The sequence below is a fragment of the Labilithrix sp. genome (genome assembly GCA_019637155.1).
Classification (GTDB): Bacteria; Myxococcota_A; Polyangia; order Polyangiales; family Polyangiaceae; genus Labilithrix.
This window is the reverse complement of sequence record JAHBWE010000028.1, coordinates 1-15,499: the sequence shown is the minus strand read 5'-3', so window position 1 is coordinate 15,499 and position 15,499 is coordinate 1. Positions and strand designations below refer to the sequence as shown.

Here is a 15,499-nt window from a genome sequence, read left to right as displayed (position 1 = left end):
CCTCACTTCACCGTCATCTCGACGACGACCGGCTTGTGGTCGCTCGAGCGATCGTTGCCCTGCACCTCGTAGCTGCCGGGCGCGCAGTCCACCGTCGCGCCTTCGCCGGACTGCACGAGGAGCCAGTCGATGCGCATGTTAACGATCAGGGCGGCGCTGAAGGTGGTCGTGTCGTCGCCGCGCGAGCAGTCGAAGAGCGACTTGTCGCGACCGTTCGCGGCGATGCGCTTCTCGAGCTCCTTGCGGAAGGCGGGGCCCTCGCCGGGCGAGAGGGTGTTGAGGTCGCCCGCGACGACGGTGGGGCGGCCCGGCGTGACGAGCTCCTTCACGACGTGATCGAACTGCGCGAGGCGCACCTCGCGGTTCGCCTTGTTCTCGGTGTGGAGCGAGACGAGGTCGATCGTGCGCGGACCCGCGGCGCCGGGGGCCTCGATCGAGGCGGAGACCGCGTTGCGCATGCCGCAGCGCGGCTCGGCGGAGTCCTTCGACCAGTCGTGGCCGCCCTCGGCGGTGAGCATCGGGATGTCGATCGACTTCGTGTTCGTGAGCGGGTAGCGCGAGACGATCGCGTTGCCGCTCGTGCCGCGGCGATCGTCGCGCCGCTCGTAGAACTCGATGCCGGTGTAATACGAGTAGCCGAGCGCGCGGGCGATCTCGCGCGCGACGACGACGCCGCCGCTGTTCTTCCCGTAGAGGTCGGTCTCGTTGAGGAGCCAGACGTCGGCGTTCTTCTTCTTCATGAGGCGGATCGACTTGTCGAGCTTGTTGCCGCGCTCGACGTTCCACTCGACCACGCGGAGCTTGCCCGCCGGCGCGGCCGCGTCGACGTCCTTCGCTTCGACCTTCCATGCGCCGTCCTTGCCGTCGCTCGGCTCGGCGAAGGTGCCGCCCTCGGTGTAGCCGTACGGCGGGTGGAAGTAGCCGGCCGCGTCGGGGCCGAGCGAGGGGAAGGGCGTGCCTTCCATCGCGGTCATGCCGGTGACGTCGCCGATGTTCGCTGTCGTCCGCTCGGGGAGCGGGTTGCACGCGGCCGCCTCGTTCACCGCGTCGGCGCTCTCGGCGGAGTCCGCGTCTTCCGCCGGCGGCGCGGCGCAGCCGATCCCAGCGAACATCGACCCGACGAGCACGACCGAAAACAGACGACGAACCATGACTTCCTCCGCTCTCCTCACATGTAGGTGCACGTCGGATGCCGGTGGTTTCAGATTCCTGGCGCGAGCAATTGCGCATGGTTGCGCAACGGGGGGTGGATCGATCGAGACCCCCGTGATCCAGCCAGGGACGGATTTTTCTCGGGGTCGGGGGCTCGTGGGGTCACGGGCTCGTCAGGGTGAGAAGAACGTTCCGACGTCGGGGCCGAAGTCGCCCTGGGTCACGGCGCCGAAGTCGAAGACCGCGTGGAGCATCGCGCAGCGCGCGCTCGGATCGTCGTCGCGGGTGCACGCGTCGTGGAGCGAGGAGAGCGCGGCGAGCGTCACGTATGTTCCAGGCTCGGGCTTGTAGGCGGCGGAGACGTAGCCGTTCGCGATCGAGGCGTGCTGCTCCTCTTCGCGATGGCACGTCGCGCAGATCGTCGAGCCGTTGTCCTGGAGCACGCGCCGGAACGCTGCGTCGGCTGCCGGCGGCGTCGTGATGGGCAGGTCGATCTCTCCTTTCAGCGTGCGCGACGGAGTCACCCACTCGCCGAGCTCGAGGACCTTGCTCCCGTCGCCTTCGGGCACGGCGCTGATGACGAGCTTCGGTAGGAGGAAGAAGAGGCGCGGGCTCGAGGGACCTGCCGCGGGCTGCGCGCTCGTCACGCCGCGGGTCGCGACGACGGCGAGCGGCCGCGGCAGCGTCGCGACGAAACACGGACCGTCGGCCGGCGCCGGCAGAGCGCCGAGTCGCGCCATCGTGTCTTCGATCGACGCCGGCGTACCCGCGACCTCGGCGCAGCGACGGAGCGCATCGCTCGCGGCGTGCTGAGGCTGCACCGCGCCGGCATCGGCGTCGGGTCGGGCCGGCGACGACGTCGCGGGCGCGACGCTGGGGCTCGCCGCGGACGGCGCCCCATCGCATCCGACGAGAGAGCCGACGACGAGAGGAAGGACGAGCGCAAAGCCGCGACGGCCGGAGAGCATGTGCCCGCAGATGCAACGCCAACGCCGTCACACAGCGCCGCAATCGCAGCGCCGCACCGCCCCCGCAGCACGCACGCTTTGCGTCGCGCCGCAGCGCATGCACGCGAACGGTGCGCCTGCCGCGGGTCGCGCCGCAGCGCGTGTGCAACGACGCGCCCGCCGTCGGGTCGCGCCGCCGTGCGTGCGTGCGTGGGAACGTGAAACGCCCGCGAGGTCCGTGGGGACCTGCGGGCGCTTCGAGCGCTTCGGGGAGTGCGGGTCAGCCGGCCGAGGCGAGGCCCTGGAGGAAGAACGCGATGACGAACGCGAGGAGCACGAGCGACTCCATCAGCGCGAGGCCGAGGATCATCGGCGTCTGGATGCGGGGCGCGGCGCCCGGGTTGCGCGAGATGCCCTCGAGCGCGGCGGCGGCGGCCTTGCCCTGACCGAGCGCGCCACCGAGGACGCCGAGGCCGATCGCGAGACCCGCGCCGGCGGCGGCCCACATCTTCACGTCGTACTTGTTCGCGCCCATCTTGCCCCCGGCTTCCTGCGCGAACGCGGCGAGCGGAACGAGGAACGCGGCGACGAACGCGAGGGCGGCGGGACCAAGCTTGCGGATGCTCATCGAAAACTCCTTTTGGGAAACGGGCTTTTAGTCTGGGTTCTTGGCGGATGGCTAGCCCAAATCAGTGGGCGTGAGCGGCTTTGTCGCCATGGGCGCCGTGATCGGCGTGGTGGTCGTCGTGACCTTCCGTCGCCAGAGCGATGTAGATCGAGGTCAAGAGACAGAAGACGAGGACCTGCACGATCGCGACGAGCGTCCCGAGCGCCATGATCGGGAGCGGCAGGAAGAGCACGAAGAACGCGAGGAAGATCGAGAGGAGGAGGTGATCGACCGCGATGTTGAGCATCAGTCGGATGCTCAGCGTGATCGGCCGGATGATGAACGTGGAGAGGAACTCGATCGCGAAGAGCAGGATGTTGATCGGGATCATCGCCACGCCCATGTACGGGCCGGCGAGGTGCGAGACGAACCCGAAGCCCTGCGCCTGGAAGCCGTAGTACGTGAACGCGACGAGCACGCACACCGCGCAGCCCGCGGTGATGTTCCAGCTCGAGGTCGGCGGAAGGAAGCCCGGGATCATCCCGAGGAAGTTCGAGAAGAGGATGAAGCAGGCCGCGGTCCCGACGATGGGGAAGTACTTCTTCGCCCGGGTCGGACCCATCATGTCCTTCATCATGTTGTAGAAGTAACCGATGAAGATCTCGAAGAACGTGCGGAGCGAGAGCTTCTCGTCGGGGACGACGGACTCCTCGTAGTTCACGATCTTCGCCCGCGCCGCGAGCGCGAGGAGCACGATGACGAGGAAGACGAGCACGCTCGCTGCGATCGGCTCCGCTCCGTGAGCGTCCACCGGCTTGTGGCCGAGGAACGTCTCGCCGAAGTTGTGCATGTTCTCCCCCAGCGCGGGGAACATCGCGATCAAGTAGCTGAGGAACGAAGTGTGCTCAGGCATCTTGCGGCTCGCCTCATAACACGACACCGGCGGGAATGGAGCGGATCTTCCATCGTCGGATCCGCGCAGGTTTTGCGTGGAATTTCGCTCCCGCCGACGCGCGATGAGTAGGGTCGACCCCGCGTCCGGTCAAAGCCGTACGTCGAATCAGCGGCGGACGCGGAGGCTGTTCAGGAGGCTCGACGCCGCGATGCCGAGCGGCAAGACGCCGTAACCGACCACGAGCGGCATCGGCTCGACGAGCTGCCGCGAGAGCAGGAGCCAGATGCCGCCGAAGAGCACGAGGATCTTCAGCACCGCGAAGATGCCCCACGCGACGCCGCCGCGGCGACCCGCGCTCTTGTGCTCGTCGTTCGACGGCGCCGGCTTCGCGTCGTCGCTCTCCGGCGTCTGCACGAGCGCGCGGATGATCGCGCGCATCGTGACGAGGTTCGCCACCGCGATGAGCGCGCCGACGAAGACGCCCGCGGCGGTGCGGACGTCGTAGAGGCCGAGCGCGGCGACGGTGAAGACGACGCCGAGGACGGCCGCCACCTTCGCCGCGCGCGTGACGTCGTCGGACGGATGCGGCTCGCGCGTGTCGTCACTCATCCTTCTTCTCGTCCTTCTCGTCTTCGCTCGGCTCCGGCGGCGCCCATGGATCTTCGCCGCGCTCGAGCGCCTCGTCGCGCTCGATGTCACGCTGCATCGTCTTCGCCGCGCGGAACAGCGCGCGGAAGCCGGTGTACACACCGAGGAGGAAGCCGACCGCCTGGATCCAGCTCGTCCCGAGCTTCCCGTCGAGCCAGCGACCGAGGTAGTAGCCCACCGCGATCGAGCCGATGAGCTCGAAGCCGATCGAGCCGTAACGGCCGAACGCCTTCATCCCCTTCGACGATCCGAACAGCATCCCGGCCACGGCGCGACCTCAGCCCACGACCGCGCGCGTGAGCTCGTCGCGCTCGGTGAGCATCTTCTCGAGCGTGAGGCGAAGGCTCTCCGCCGCGCGCGCGCGATGCGAGATGCGGTTCTTCTCCTCCTCGCTGAGCTCCGCCATCGTCTTGTCGGTGCCCTCCACGAGGAAGAGCGGGTCGTACCCGAACCCCCCCGAGCCCCGCGGCGTCCGCGTGATCTTGCCGCGGCACACGCCTTCGACGACGAAGGGCTCTCCGTCGCGCACGAAAGGATCCACGAGGGCGAGCACGCAGCGGAACTGCGCCGTGAAGTCGCCGCGCGCGGTGAGGTCCTCGTTCGAGAGCGCGTCGAGCGCGGCGAGGAGCTGGGCGTTGTTCTCGGAGTCCGTCGCGCGTTCGCCGGCGTAGCGCGCCGATCGGACGCCGGGCGCGCCGCCGAGCACGTCGACCTCGAGGCCGCTGTCGTCGGCGAGGGTGAGCATCATCGTGAGGCCGGCGACCTCGGTCGCCTTCTTCACCGCGTTCTCCTCGAACGTGTCCCCGTCTTCGACGATGGACACCTTCTTCTTCGAGACGTCGGCGAGGGAGAGGATCTCGAGGTCGAGCCCTGCGAGAAGATGCCTCAGCTCCTCGAGCTTTCCGCGGTTGTTGGTGGCGACGACGAGCGAGTGCTTCATCGCGCGCGAGCCTAGCACGTGCGGCCGATGCCGCATTTTCGAGGGCGAAGCCTGTGCTTGAATTCCCACCATGGCGGCGGCTTCACCCGCATCGAACGGTGCTCTGGTCGCGGCGCTGCGCGCGGCGACGAACGACGCGCGCGCCGAGCTCGACCGCCGCCTCGCGCTCCGCGCCGAGACGCTCACGTTGCCGGGCTACGTGAGCTTCCTCCGCGCGAGCGGCTCCTTCGTCGCGCCGCTCGAAGCCGCGATCGCGTGCTGGCTCGGCGTCGCCGCCGACGGCCTCACGCGCACCTCCGCGATCCACGCCGACCTCGTCGCGCTCGGCGCGAGCGAAGCCCCGCCCGCCTCGGTCCCCGCGCTCCGCTCGATCGCGGACGCGATGGGCGCCGCCTACGTCCTCGAGGGCTCCGCCGTGCGCGGCCTCTTCATCGCGCGCAGCGTCGCGAAGGCGCTCGGCAACGCCGCGCCGCGCCGCTACCTCGAGCTTCGCGGCGACCGCACCACCGATCGCTGGCGCGACTTCGTCGTGACGCTCGAGACGTGGGGCGCGAGCGCGACGCCGGCCGCGCGCACGTCGGCCTGCGATACCGCGCGCGCCACCATCGCCGCCTGCGCCTCCACCTTCGCGGCCGCAGTCTCGCTCCCACCGCCCGCTCCCTGAACAGCGAGCACGCGGCAGAAAAACGTTCTGACGTTTTTCTGCATCGTGCGAGCGGGGTGCAGGGGCGCAGCCCCTGCGTTGAGACCTCTACTTGATGAGGAGGCGCGAGAGGTCGACGCCTACCGCCGCGAGCGCCTTCTCTTGCATGTGCGTGAGCGTCTCGATGCCGACGAGCGCCATGTCCATCATCCCGAGGACGTCCTTCTTCGCGATCGGCGCGCCTTCGGCCGTGCCCTGCACCTCGATGATCTTGCCGGAGCGCGTCGCGACCATGTTGAGGTCGACCTCGGCGCGCGAGTCTTCGAGGTAGACGAGGTCGAGCGCGAGGCCGCTCTCGAGGAAGCCGACGCTCGTCGCGGCGACGGGCTCGCGCACGCACGGCTCGGTGAGGCGCCCGTCGGCGGAGAGCTTCGAGAGCGCGACCGCGAGCGCGACGAAGCCGCCCGTGATCGACGCGGTGCGCGTCCCGCCGTCGGCCTCGAGCACGTCGCAGTCGACCGTGATCTGCCGCTCGCCGAGCTTCTTCATGTCCACCGCCGCACGGAGCGCGCGGCCGACGAGGCGCTGGATCTCCTGCGTGCGTCCGCTCGGCGCCTTGCCGCGACCGTCGCGGTTCTCGCGCCGCTCGCGGCTCGCGCGCGGATGCATCTGGTACTCGGCCGTGATCCAGCCTTTGCCTTTGCCCTCCATCCAGGCCGGCACCTTGGCGTCGACCGAGGCGGTGCACAGCACCACCGTGTGCCCCGCCTTGTAGAGGACGGAGCCTTCGGCGTAGCGCTGGAAGCCGATCGTCATCTCCACGGGGCGGAGGACGTCGAGCTCGCGTCCGTCGGGGCGGCCTGCTGCGGTGGTCTCGCTCATGTGGACGCACATACCACGCCTTGACGATCGCCCGGCCGGGTATCACTGTTTCGCGCCTTGAACGAGCATCGACATCAACGCGTGGAGGCCTCCATCCTGGAGGAGCTGCGCGGCATCGTGCGGGACGACATCACCGATCCCGAGCTCGAGGGCGTGCGGCTCAGCGCGATCGTCCTCGCGCCGGACGGCAAGGTCGCGCGCATCCATTACCTCGTGCCGCGCGGCCGGCCTCGCAGCGCGGTGGAGCGCGCCTTCACGCGCGCGAACGGCTTCTTGCGCGCCCGCCTCGCGGAGGGCGTCGAGCTGAAACGCACGCCCGAGCTGCGATTCACGTACGAAGCGGAGATCGATCCCTCGGCGGCGGAATGACGGAGGCGGCCGAATGACGGAGGCGACGGAATAACTGAGCCGTTCGCGCGCTGTATCGTGAGCGCATGGCGAAGATCGATCGGCTCCTCTCTCTCGTCCTCGACCAAGGCGCGAACGAGCTCCGGCTCGGCACCGATCGCGAGCCGCGCATGCTCGCCTACGGCTCGGCGAAGCGCCTCGCGCTGCCGTCGATGGACGCCGAGACGGTGCGCGACCTCCTCGGCGACGTGCTCACGCCCGAACGCCAGGAGGCGCTCGAGCAACGCGGCCGCGTCGAGGGCGGCTACGAGGCGGCCGGGCTCGGGACCTTCGCCGTGTCGTTCACCTCGCGCGCGGACGGCTTCGACGTCGTGTTCCGCAAGAGCTCGGCGCAGGCGATCGCGGCGGCGGCCGCCGCTCCGGCGAGCGTCGCGGCGGGCCCGGCGAGCGGCGCGGTGCGCGCAGCGGAGGCGGCGCCGGCGTCGACGCGCGGCTCGCCTGTCGACGCCGGCGTTCCCGCAGCCGGCGAGACGATGCACGGGCTCGGGCTCATGCAAGGCGTCGGCGCGGCCGTCGTCGACGCGAGCGTGGTCCCGCGATCGAGCGCGCGCGACCTCGGAAGCGGCGCGGCGGTTGGGGCGTCGCCGCTGCTCGCGGAGCTGGTGGCGCACGCGGCGGCGCGGAGGGCGAGCGACGTCCACTTCTCCGAGGGCGCGGTTCCGATGGCGCGGATCGACGGGAAGCTCGCGCCGCTCGAGGTCGGCGCGGTGGACTTCGCGGCGCTCCTTCCGCTCGGCGACGCGGAGGCGACGCTGGCGCGGAGCGGCTCGCTCGACCTCGGCCTCGAGGTCCCGCACGTCGGCCGCGTGCGCGCGCACGTCTTCCGCGCCGACGGCGTGCGCGCGGCGTCGATTCGATTGCTCCCGCAACAGGCGCCGTCGCTCTCGTCGCTCCACTTCCCGATCCCGCTCGACGACCTCGTCGCGCTGCCGCACGGCCTCGTGCTCGTGTGCGGCGCGGCGGGCTCGGGGAAGTCGACCACGCTCGCCGCGCTCGCGCAGGAGGCGCTGCGCCGTCGCTCGATCGTCCTCGTGACGCTGGAGGACCCGATCGAGTACGCGCTCGCGCCGACCGAGCGCTCGGTCCTCCGCCGCCGTCAGGTCGGCCGCGACGTCGGCGACTTCGCGCGCGGGCTCCGCGACGCGCTGCGCGAAGACCCGGACGTGATCCTCATCGGCGAGATGCGCGATCCGGAGACGATCGGCCTCGCGCTCACCGCGGCGGAGACGGGGCACCTCGTGTTCGCGACGCTCCACAGCCGCTCCGCCGCGTCGGCGGTCGAGCGCATCGTCGACGCGTATCCGCCCGAGCGCGCGACGCAGATCCGAACGCAGCTCGCGGACTCGCTCCGCGCCGTGGTCGCGCAGCGCCTCGTCCCGCGCGCGAACGGCAGCGGCCGCGTCCCCGCGCTCGAGGTGCTGCGCGTCAACCACGCCGTCGCGTCGATGATCCGCGAGAGCAAGACCGCGCAGGTCGGCTCCGTCATCCAGTCGAGCCGCCGCGAGGGCATGATCACGCTCGAGCGCTGCCTCGCCGATCGCGTCGCGGCCGGCGAGATCCGGCTCGAAGACGCGCGCGCCGCCGCGAACGACCCTGCGTCGCTCGCGATGCAGATGCAGCGTTGAGCTTCACGTCGCGTGGGCGGGGGCCTCGGACGTGGACGCGGGCGGGAGCGACGGCCGCGCGTCGAGCGGGAAGCCGTCTTCCACCGCCTTCGCGAGCGCGATCGCGACCTCTCCCTCGCCCGCGATCGCGAACGCGCCGACGCGGCGCAGCTGCTCGATGTCCGAGAGGTGCGAGCAGCGGACGAAGGCGCGGAGCAAGGGGTTGAGCCGCCGCGCCTGGCGCACGAGCTCGGCCGCGTCCTCCAGCTCCGTGCTGATCACGAGCGTCGCGGCCGTCTCGAGCTGCGCCTCTTCGAGCGTGGTGGGGCGGAGCGCGTCGCCGTAGACGGCGTCGTGACCGCTCGCGCGCAGCATGCGCACCGTCTCGAGGTTCAGCTCGACGATGGTGACGTCGGCGGCGACGTCCTGCAGGCGCTCGTGCACGCGCCGGCCGACCGGACCGTACCCGACGAGGATGCAGCGCCGCGGGTCGACGCCGTTGACGCCGGTGCGCTTGCCGAGCTTCGACGCTCCGCCGGAGAGGCGCCGCGCGATCGTGTAGAACGTCGGGTTGAGCGCGATCGAGATGATCGCCGCGGCGACGAGCGCGTTCCAGGAGGTGTCGTCGATCGCGCCGAGCGCGCGCCCGACGCTGCCGAGGATGAAGGTGAACTCACCGACCTGCCCGAGCGCCGCGCCGATGCCGACCGACGTCGCCATCGGCTTGCCGAGGACACGCGCGACGACGAAGGCCGCGACCGGCTTCACGACCATGATGACGCCGACGATGAGCGCGATGAACAGCGGTGAGTCGACGATCGTGCGCGGATCGCACAGCATGCCCACCGAGACGAAGAAGAGGACCGCGAACGCGTCGCGGGTCGGGAGCGCGTCGCCGGCCGCGCGCGCGGCGAACTCGGAGCGGCCGACCGCGAGCCCGGCGAGGAACGCGCCGAGCGCCATCGACACGTTGAAGACGTGCGCCGCGCCCACCGCGAGGCCGAGCGCGATGACGAGGACGCCGAGGGTGAAGAGCTCGCGCGAGCGCACGACCGCGATCCGCTCGAGCACGCGCGGGATGACCCACTTGCCGAGGACGACGACCGCGACGACGAGCGCCACGAGCTGGAACGCCGCGACGCCGAAGACGCGGGCCGCGCTGCGTCCGTCGTCCGCGCCGAGGAGCATCGGCAGCGCGAGCAGCGCCGCGACCGTGATCAGGTCCTCGACGACCGTCCACGCGACCGCGATCTGCCCGATCGGCGCGCGCAGATCGCCCCGCGCCGAGAGCACGCGCACCATGACGACCGTGCTCGCGACCGAGATCGACATGCCGAGCACGACGCCGGTGCTGAAGCTCATGCCGAGCCAGTGGAGCAATCCTGCGAGGACGAGCGTGGACGCCGCGCTCTGGATCATCGCGCCGAAGACGGCGACGCGCCACGCGGCGAAGAGCTCATGCAGCTGGAAGCGGAGGCCGACCCCGAAGAGCAGGAGGATGACCCCGATCTCGGCGAACTGATCCGCGACGTGGCGATCGGCGACGAACCCCGGCGTGAACGGGCCGATCACGATGCCGGCGAGCACGTACCCGACGATCGGCGCGATCTTCAACCGCTGCGCGACGAAACCGAACGCGAGCGCAGCCGCGAGCCCGCCGGTAAACGTCGTCAGGATGGTCAGCTCGTTCATGGAACCGTCTCCGGGCTCAAGCAAGACACGCGCCCCCGCTCACGCTCACACGACCAAGACGTCGCAGCCGCTCTCTTCGAGCGCCCAATGCGTCACGCTCCCGAAGAGCATGTGCTTGAGCCGCGATCGGCCGCGATGGATCACGAGGAGCGCGCGGCGAGGGACCCGCTTCAGCACGAACCGCGGCGCGCCGTGGACGAGGCGAAGCGGCGCGTCGCGGAGGTGCCAGCGTTCCATGTGCGCGCGCACGCGCTCGCGCGCCGCCTTCTCCGCCTCGCGCCGGTAGTGCGCGACCGCCGCCTGGCTCGCGCCATTCAGCCTCAGCATCGCCTCGAACGGGTTGTCGTACGCGTGCAGGAACAGCGCCGGCAGCTCGGGCGCGACGAAGCGCGCGGCGGTGAGCATCTCCCCGAGCGCGGACTCGACGTCGGTCGCGAGCACGAGGTGCGAGTAGCGACGGCAGCTCCCGTCGCGGACCTGGAGCACCGGACAGCGCAAGCTCGCCTGGGCGTGCTCGGCGAGGAACCCGCCGAACCATCCGTCGTGTTTCGCCCCAACGACCACGAGCGCAGGACGAGCGTCGTCGTCGCGCTCGGCGAGCAGCTGCTCCGGCGGCGCGACGGCGAGGAGCGCGCCCCTCGCGCTCGCGATCTGCTGCGCGCGCGAGAGCTCGCCCAGCGACGCCTCGGTCGACACAAAGATGGTCTCAACGTCAGGGGCTTCGCCCCCGACACCCCCACCCCAGACACGGCCCTCGCGCGGAGCGCTCGGGGCGCTTCGCGCCCGCTGTGGCGGCCGCGTCTGGGGCCCCTTCGCGATCGCGATCCCGACCGCGTTTGCGATCGTGTTTGTCTTTGCGGTTGACGTGCCCATGACCACCTGCCGTTCTTGGCGACGTAGGGACGACCTGCGCCGGCGCGTAGAGGCGAGAAGACGCAAAAGGCATTCTCGATCGAGCGACTCACGCACCCCGATGCAACGGCTGCGCGCGATGCAAGAGCTGCATCGCGGTGCAGTAGAGCTCGCGCGGGCAGACGGGCCATTTCGCCACGATCGATCGTGGCGGCCTCCAACGCTAGTCGACGAGCGACGGGCGCGCGCTGTTCGGCATCGAGCTGCGGTGCGGGGCGATGGGGAGGAGGAAGCGGATCGAGGTGCCGCCGCCGGGGCGGGGCTCGACCGCGATGTTGCCGCCGTGGGCCTCGATGATCTGGCGCGTGATCGCGAGGCCGAGGCCGGTGCCTTCGCCCTTCGTCGAGAAGAACGGATCGAAGATGCGGGAGCGGACGTCCTCCGGGATGCCGGTGCCGCGATCGTCGACGCCGACGACGACGCTCATGCCCTCCGCGCGCACGTAGAGCTCGATCTTGCCGCCGTCGCCCATCGCCTCGCGCGCGTTGCGGAGCACGTTGAGGATCGCTTGCCGGATCTGGCCGTCGTCGAAGAGCACGAGCGGGAGGTCGTCGGCGACGTCGAGGACCAGCTCGAGGCCGGCCCGATCCATCTCCGGCTTCGCGAACTTCGCGATCTCGAGGACCTTGCCGCCGAGGTCCTCCGACTCCATCCGCGGCGAGGGGAGGCGCGCGACGCGCAGGTACTCCTCCGAGAGGTGCTCGAGGCGCTGCACCTCGCGCGTGATCGCGTCGAGGAGGGACTTCGACTCGCCCGACGCCCCTGCCTCCGCGAGGTTCTCCTCGAGGAGCTCGATGTTGAGGCCGATCGAGGAGAGCGGGTTCCGGATCTCGTGCGTGACGTGGGCGGCCATCTTGCCGATCGCGGCGAGGCGCTCGTTCGCGACGGCGCGGTTCTGCGCCTTCGCCACCGCGCCGACCATGCCCTCGAACGCGGTCGCGAGCTCGCCGATCTCGTCGTCGGTCTGTTCGGTGGGTTGCGGCGTGAGGTCGCCGCGCGCGACGGCCTTCGCGCGCTGCGTCACGCGCTCGAGCGGGCCGAGGAGCCGGCGCGTGTGGACCGAGACGCCGATGCCCACCGCGAGCGTGAGCGCGGCGAGGAGCGCGAGCTCGATGACGGCGCGGCGCTCGCGGCTCCGCGCCGCCTCGGAGAGCGCCTTCATCGAGAGATCGACGTGCGCGGCGAGCGCGCGGAGGCGCTTGTCGGCGGCGTGCTCCATCGCGCCGAGCGCGAGGAGCTCGCGGTTCACGGCGTCGCGATCGCCCGCGCCGTCCTCGCCGAGCGACTCGAGCGCGGCGAAGACACGCTCGCGCGCCTCGCGATCGCCCGCCCACTCCGCCGCCGCCGCGTCGAGCTCGCCGGTGAGGACGAGCGCGAGCTGGCGCGTCTCCTCGCTCCCGAGCTCGCGCAGGTCGTCCTGGATCGCCGCGCGCGTCTCCTCGAACATCAAGCGGCGCTCGCCGTCGAGCGTCTTCAGGATGTCGCGGGTGGAGTTCGGGTTCTTCTCGTCGGGGATGCCGTCGACGATCGAGGCGAGCGTCGACTGGACCGCGCGCAGCTTCCCGAGCTTGAGCGCGACGGGGACGAAGCCCTGCGCCATCTCCTCGCTGTCCTCCGCCGCGCGCCGCTGCGCCGCGACGGTGAAGCCGACCGTGACCGCGAACGCGACGAGCGTGACCGCGAACGAGAGCAAGATCCGCCGCGCGAGCGTGCGGCTCGGCTTGTCACGGCTCGAGGGCACGCAGCACCACCGTCGCGAGGTCGAGCACCGTCGCCCCGCTCCGCTCGAACGATCGCGCGCTCGACGCGCACGCGGTCACGATCGTCCCGCCCCCCTCCGCGCGGTGGTCCGCGACGCGTTGATCGGCGATGCCGCGCGCGACGTCGGGCATCGTCAGCGGCAAGAGCCCGCCCGCGCCCGAGCAGCGCGCGTCGTCCCGCGCGCGGGAGAACTCCGCCGGCGCGCGGCCGAGGACGCGCGCGAGCACCTGGCGCGGCGCCTCGTACACGCCGAGGCCGCGGCCGAGCTGGCAGGGGTCGTGCCACCGCACCGTCGCCCCCACGTCGAGCCGCTTGAGGCGCACCACCTCGCGCGCGGCGAGCTCGGAGAAGTGGAGCACGGGCGGCGTTTTGTGTGCAGAATGCACGCGAATGGCGGCTGCGCAGCCCGCGTCGCCGACGACGACGCGGTCGCAGCGCGCGGCGTGCTCCGCGAAGCGCCTCGCTTGCTCGTCGAACCGCTTCTTGTCGCCGGCGTAGAGGAGGGGAGCGCCGCAGCACTCCTCCGCGAGGCACACCTTGCCGTTCGTGAGCTTCGCGGTCGCGCGTACGGTGTCGACCCCCGCCTGCGTCCCGCGCCGCGCGTGCTCGCAACCCACCAGCACCATCGTCTTGGCCGAGGCAAGAACCACGTCCGGCACCTGCATCTTCCCGAGCGCCGCGCGCGGATCGAACCGCTCGAGCACGCGCCGCGCGGCGGGCGGGGCGACGCCCGCAGAGGCGAGCGCGCTCCGGGCCTCGAAGAGCGTGCCGGTGACGTCGTTCTCGTGGTCGCAGTGCTCGCGGCAGCCGAAGCAGCCCGTGCACGCCCACGCCGGCTGCGCGAACGAAGGCGCGAGCGCGACGCTCTCGTTCGCGACGAAATACGCCATGCTCATCTTGCCCCACGGCGTGACGGTCTCGCGCGTGTCGGCGTTCGAGACCGGGCACGCGCTGCGACAGAGCTTCGGGCAGAAGACGCAGCGCTCGAGGTCGGCCTTCCGCGCCTCGAGCTGCGGAAGTCGTCTCAGAGGCCGATCATCGGGGCGCGACATGGCGCGATCATACCGCTCCCACGCACGCGTCGAGCCGGATCGCGAGCTGGTCGAGCGCTTCGTGCGGCAGCTGCTTCTCGATCGCGAGCTCGATCATCTGGCGGATCATCACGCGGTGCTGGTCCGCGATCTTGCGGCCGAAGTGGTCCTCCGCGAAGAAGCGCGCCTCGGCGGGGAGCGCGCGGAGCCAGAGCTTGAGCGCCCACCGCGAGGCGACGACGGGGAAGAACACGCTGAAGAGCTCCGGCTTGCCGATGCGATGCGCGAGGCGGCCGCCCTCGTCGACCGCGCGCGCGACGAGCGCGCACAGCTCCTCGTCCGCGACGAGCGCGTCGCCGCTGCCCGCGACGCAGAGGCCCATGCCGATCGGAATGAAGCCCACCGTCGTCGCGGGGTTCGACTCGTGCACGCCGAGCGCGAGCTTCGTCCACACGCCGGCGCGGTTCAGCGCGCCGACGAGCTCGTCGATCGGAGCGCTCGGCGGGCGCGGCTCGTCGATCAGCGTCGGCGACGGCAGGAGCCAGTAGCGGACGACGCCGTCGGCCTTGCGGACGTACGAGCTCATCGTCGGGAACGCGGCGAGGACGCGATCGCCGTAGACGCCGCGGATGCGCCTCCAGTCCTGCGGCATCATCGGCGTCACGACGACGATCGGAGCGCTCGAAGAAGCGAGTGGGCCCGCGAGCGCGTCGAGGTCTTCGGTGCCGACGCAGAGGAGCACGACGTCCGCGTCGGGCGGCACCGTCGCCGCGCGCACCGGCGCTTCGAGCGTCTCGCGCTTGCCGCTCCACGCGCTCTCGATCGCGTACGGCGCTGTCTCCGTCACGCGCGCAGGACGCACGACGAACGTGACCGACGTGGACGTGCGCGTCGCGAGCCGCACGCCGTAGACGAGGCCCAGCGCGCCGGCGCCGAACACGGCGACGTGCATCAGCGATACGTGAAGCGCAGGTCGTGATCGCAGATGCGGAACACGTCGCCCTCGGCGATCTGCTTCCGCGCGATGCGCTGGCCGTTGTACTCGACGCCGTTGGTCGAGCCCATGTCGACCATGAAGTAGACGCCGTTCTGGTACTCGATCATCGCGTGCTGGCGCGAGACGTTCGGGTCCTTCAACGTGAGGTCGCTCGACTGCTTGCCGCGGCCGATGACGTAGCGGTCCTTGTTGATGCCGTGCTTCTCGCCTTGGTAGATGATGCTGAGCGGCGCGCCGGAGGAGAGGCCGCCGTTGAAGCCGCCGCCGCCGGGGAGGGGAGGCATCGAGCCGGGCGCGCGTCCGCCCGGGATCGGAGGCGGCGCGCTGCGCGGTCCGCCCGCGCTGCCGGGCGGGCTCGAGCGCATGCCCGGCGGACCGCC

General features: G+C 71.1%; 17 protein-coding genes. 3 read left to right on the top strand and 14 right to left on the bottom strand.

Annotation, left to right across the window (positions count from 1 at the left end):
• Nucleotides 1–2: 2 nt before the first annotated feature.
• The 7 genes from KF837_40870 to rdgB form a co-directional block, all read right to left on the bottom strand.
• Nucleotides 3–1,151 carry an endonuclease/exonuclease/phosphatase family protein gene (locus KF837_40870; protein ID MBX3233748.1) on the bottom strand — a complete coding sequence of 383 codons (1,149 nt, stop codon included), beginning with the start codon at nucleotides 1,149–1,151 and terminating at the stop codon, nucleotides 3–5.
• A 174-nt stretch (nucleotides 1,152–1,325) separates the two neighbouring features.
• Nucleotides 1,326–2,120, bottom strand: coding sequence for a hypothetical protein (locus KF837_40865; protein ID MBX3233747.1), 795 nt, complete (start codon nucleotides 2,118–2,120; stop codon nucleotides 1,326–1,328).
• Nucleotides 2,121–2,379: 259 nt separating this feature from the next.
• Nucleotides 2,380–2,727 (bottom strand): ATP synthase F0 subunit C, encoded by a 348-nt coding sequence (locus KF837_40860; protein MBX3233746.1) that lies wholly within the window; start codon nucleotides 2,725–2,727, stop codon nucleotides 2,380–2,382.
• 61 nt (nucleotides 2,728–2,788) lie between these two features.
• Nucleotides 2,789–3,619, bottom strand: a complete 831-nt coding sequence (gene atpB / locus KF837_40855) for a F0F1 ATP synthase subunit A (GenBank protein MBX3233745.1) — start codon at nucleotides 3,617–3,619, stop codon at nucleotides 2,789–2,791.
• 147 nt (nucleotides 3,620–3,766) lie between these two features.
• A complete protein-coding gene (locus KF837_40850) occupies nucleotides 3,767–4,210 on the bottom strand; it encodes an ATP synthase subunit I (protein ID MBX3233744.1) in 444 nt (147 codons plus the stop codon).
• The gene (locus KF837_40845; GenBank protein ID MBX3233743.1) at nucleotides 4,203–4,517 is read right to left on the bottom strand and encodes an AtpZ/AtpI family protein; all 315 of its coding nucleotides are present in this window, start codon (nucleotides 4,515–4,517) and stop codon (nucleotides 4,203–4,205) included. The genes KF837_40850 and KF837_40845 overlap by 8 nt, the downstream gene beginning before the upstream one ends.
• A 9-nt stretch (nucleotides 4,518–4,526) precedes the next feature.
• Entirely contained in the window at nucleotides 4,527–5,189 is a 663-nt protein-coding gene (gene rdgB, locus KF837_40840; GenBank protein MBX3233742.1) for an RdgB/HAM1 family non-canonical purine NTP pyrophosphatase, read from the bottom strand.
• A gap of 70 nt (nucleotides 5,190–5,259) precedes the next feature.
• Here rdgB and KF837_40835 point away from each other — a divergent pair, with 70 nt between their 5' ends.
• Nucleotides 5,260–5,853 (top strand): biliverdin-producing heme oxygenase, encoded by a 594-nt coding sequence (locus KF837_40835; protein ID MBX3233741.1) that lies wholly within the window; start codon nucleotides 5,260–5,262, stop codon nucleotides 5,851–5,853.
• 87 nt (nucleotides 5,854–5,940) lie between these two features.
• Here KF837_40835 and rph read toward each other — a convergent pair whose 3' ends face one another.
• Nucleotides 5,941–6,714: a ribonuclease PH gene (rph, locus tag KF837_40830; protein MBX3233740.1), complete on the bottom strand. Its 774-nt coding sequence runs from the start codon at nucleotides 6,712–6,714 to the stop codon at nucleotides 5,941–5,943.
• Nucleotides 6,715–6,795: 81 nt separating this feature from the next.
• Here rph and KF837_40825 point away from each other — a divergent pair, with 81 nt between their 5' ends.
• Together KF837_40825 and KF837_40820 are read left to right on the top strand one after the other, a co-directional pair.
• Entirely contained in the window at nucleotides 6,796–7,083 is a 288-nt protein-coding gene (locus KF837_40825; GenBank protein ID MBX3233739.1) for a ribosome-binding factor A, read from the top strand.
• 65 nt (nucleotides 7,084–7,148) lie between these two features.
• Nucleotides 7,149–8,747, top strand: a complete 1,599-nt coding sequence (locus KF837_40820) for a PilT/PilU family type 4a pilus ATPase (GenBank protein MBX3233738.1) — start codon at nucleotides 7,149–7,151, stop codon at nucleotides 8,745–8,747.
• Between the two features lie 3 nt (nucleotides 8,748–8,750).
• On the opposite strand, the gene KF837_40815 is transcribed toward KF837_40820, so the two are convergent.
• The 6 genes from KF837_40815 to KF837_40790 all read right to left on the bottom strand — a co-directional run.
• The gene (locus KF837_40815; protein MBX3233737.1) at nucleotides 8,751–10,418 is read right to left on the bottom strand and encodes a cation:proton antiporter; all 1,668 of its coding nucleotides are present in this window, start codon (nucleotides 10,416–10,418) and stop codon (nucleotides 8,751–8,753) included.
• Nucleotides 10,419–10,463: 45 nt separating this feature from the next.
• Nucleotides 10,464–11,114 (bottom strand): universal stress protein, encoded by a 651-nt coding sequence (locus KF837_40810; GenBank protein ID MBX3233736.1) that lies wholly within the window; start codon nucleotides 11,112–11,114, stop codon nucleotides 10,464–10,466.
• Nucleotides 11,115–11,493: 379 nt separating this feature from the next.
• A complete protein-coding gene (locus tag KF837_40805; GenBank protein ID MBX3233735.1) occupies nucleotides 11,494–13,071 on the bottom strand; it encodes a HAMP domain-containing protein in 1,578 nt (525 codons plus the stop codon).
• Nucleotides 13,055–14,143, bottom strand: coding sequence for a (Fe-S)-binding protein (locus KF837_40800; protein MBX3233734.1), 1,089 nt, complete (start codon nucleotides 14,141–14,143; stop codon nucleotides 13,055–13,057). Before KF837_40800 ends, KF837_40805 begins: the two co-directional genes overlap by 17 nt.
• Before the next feature lie 7 nt (nucleotides 14,144–14,150).
• Complete coding sequence (locus KF837_40795; protein MBX3233733.1) at nucleotides 14,151–15,074, bottom strand: hypothetical protein; 924 nt, start codon at nucleotides 15,072–15,074, stop codon at nucleotides 14,151–14,153.
• On the bottom strand, nucleotides 15,074–15,499 hold a 426-nt coding region (locus tag KF837_40790), incomplete at its 5' end, for an FHA domain-containing protein (protein ID MBX3233732.1). The genes KF837_40790 and KF837_40795, both read right to left, overlap by 1 nt.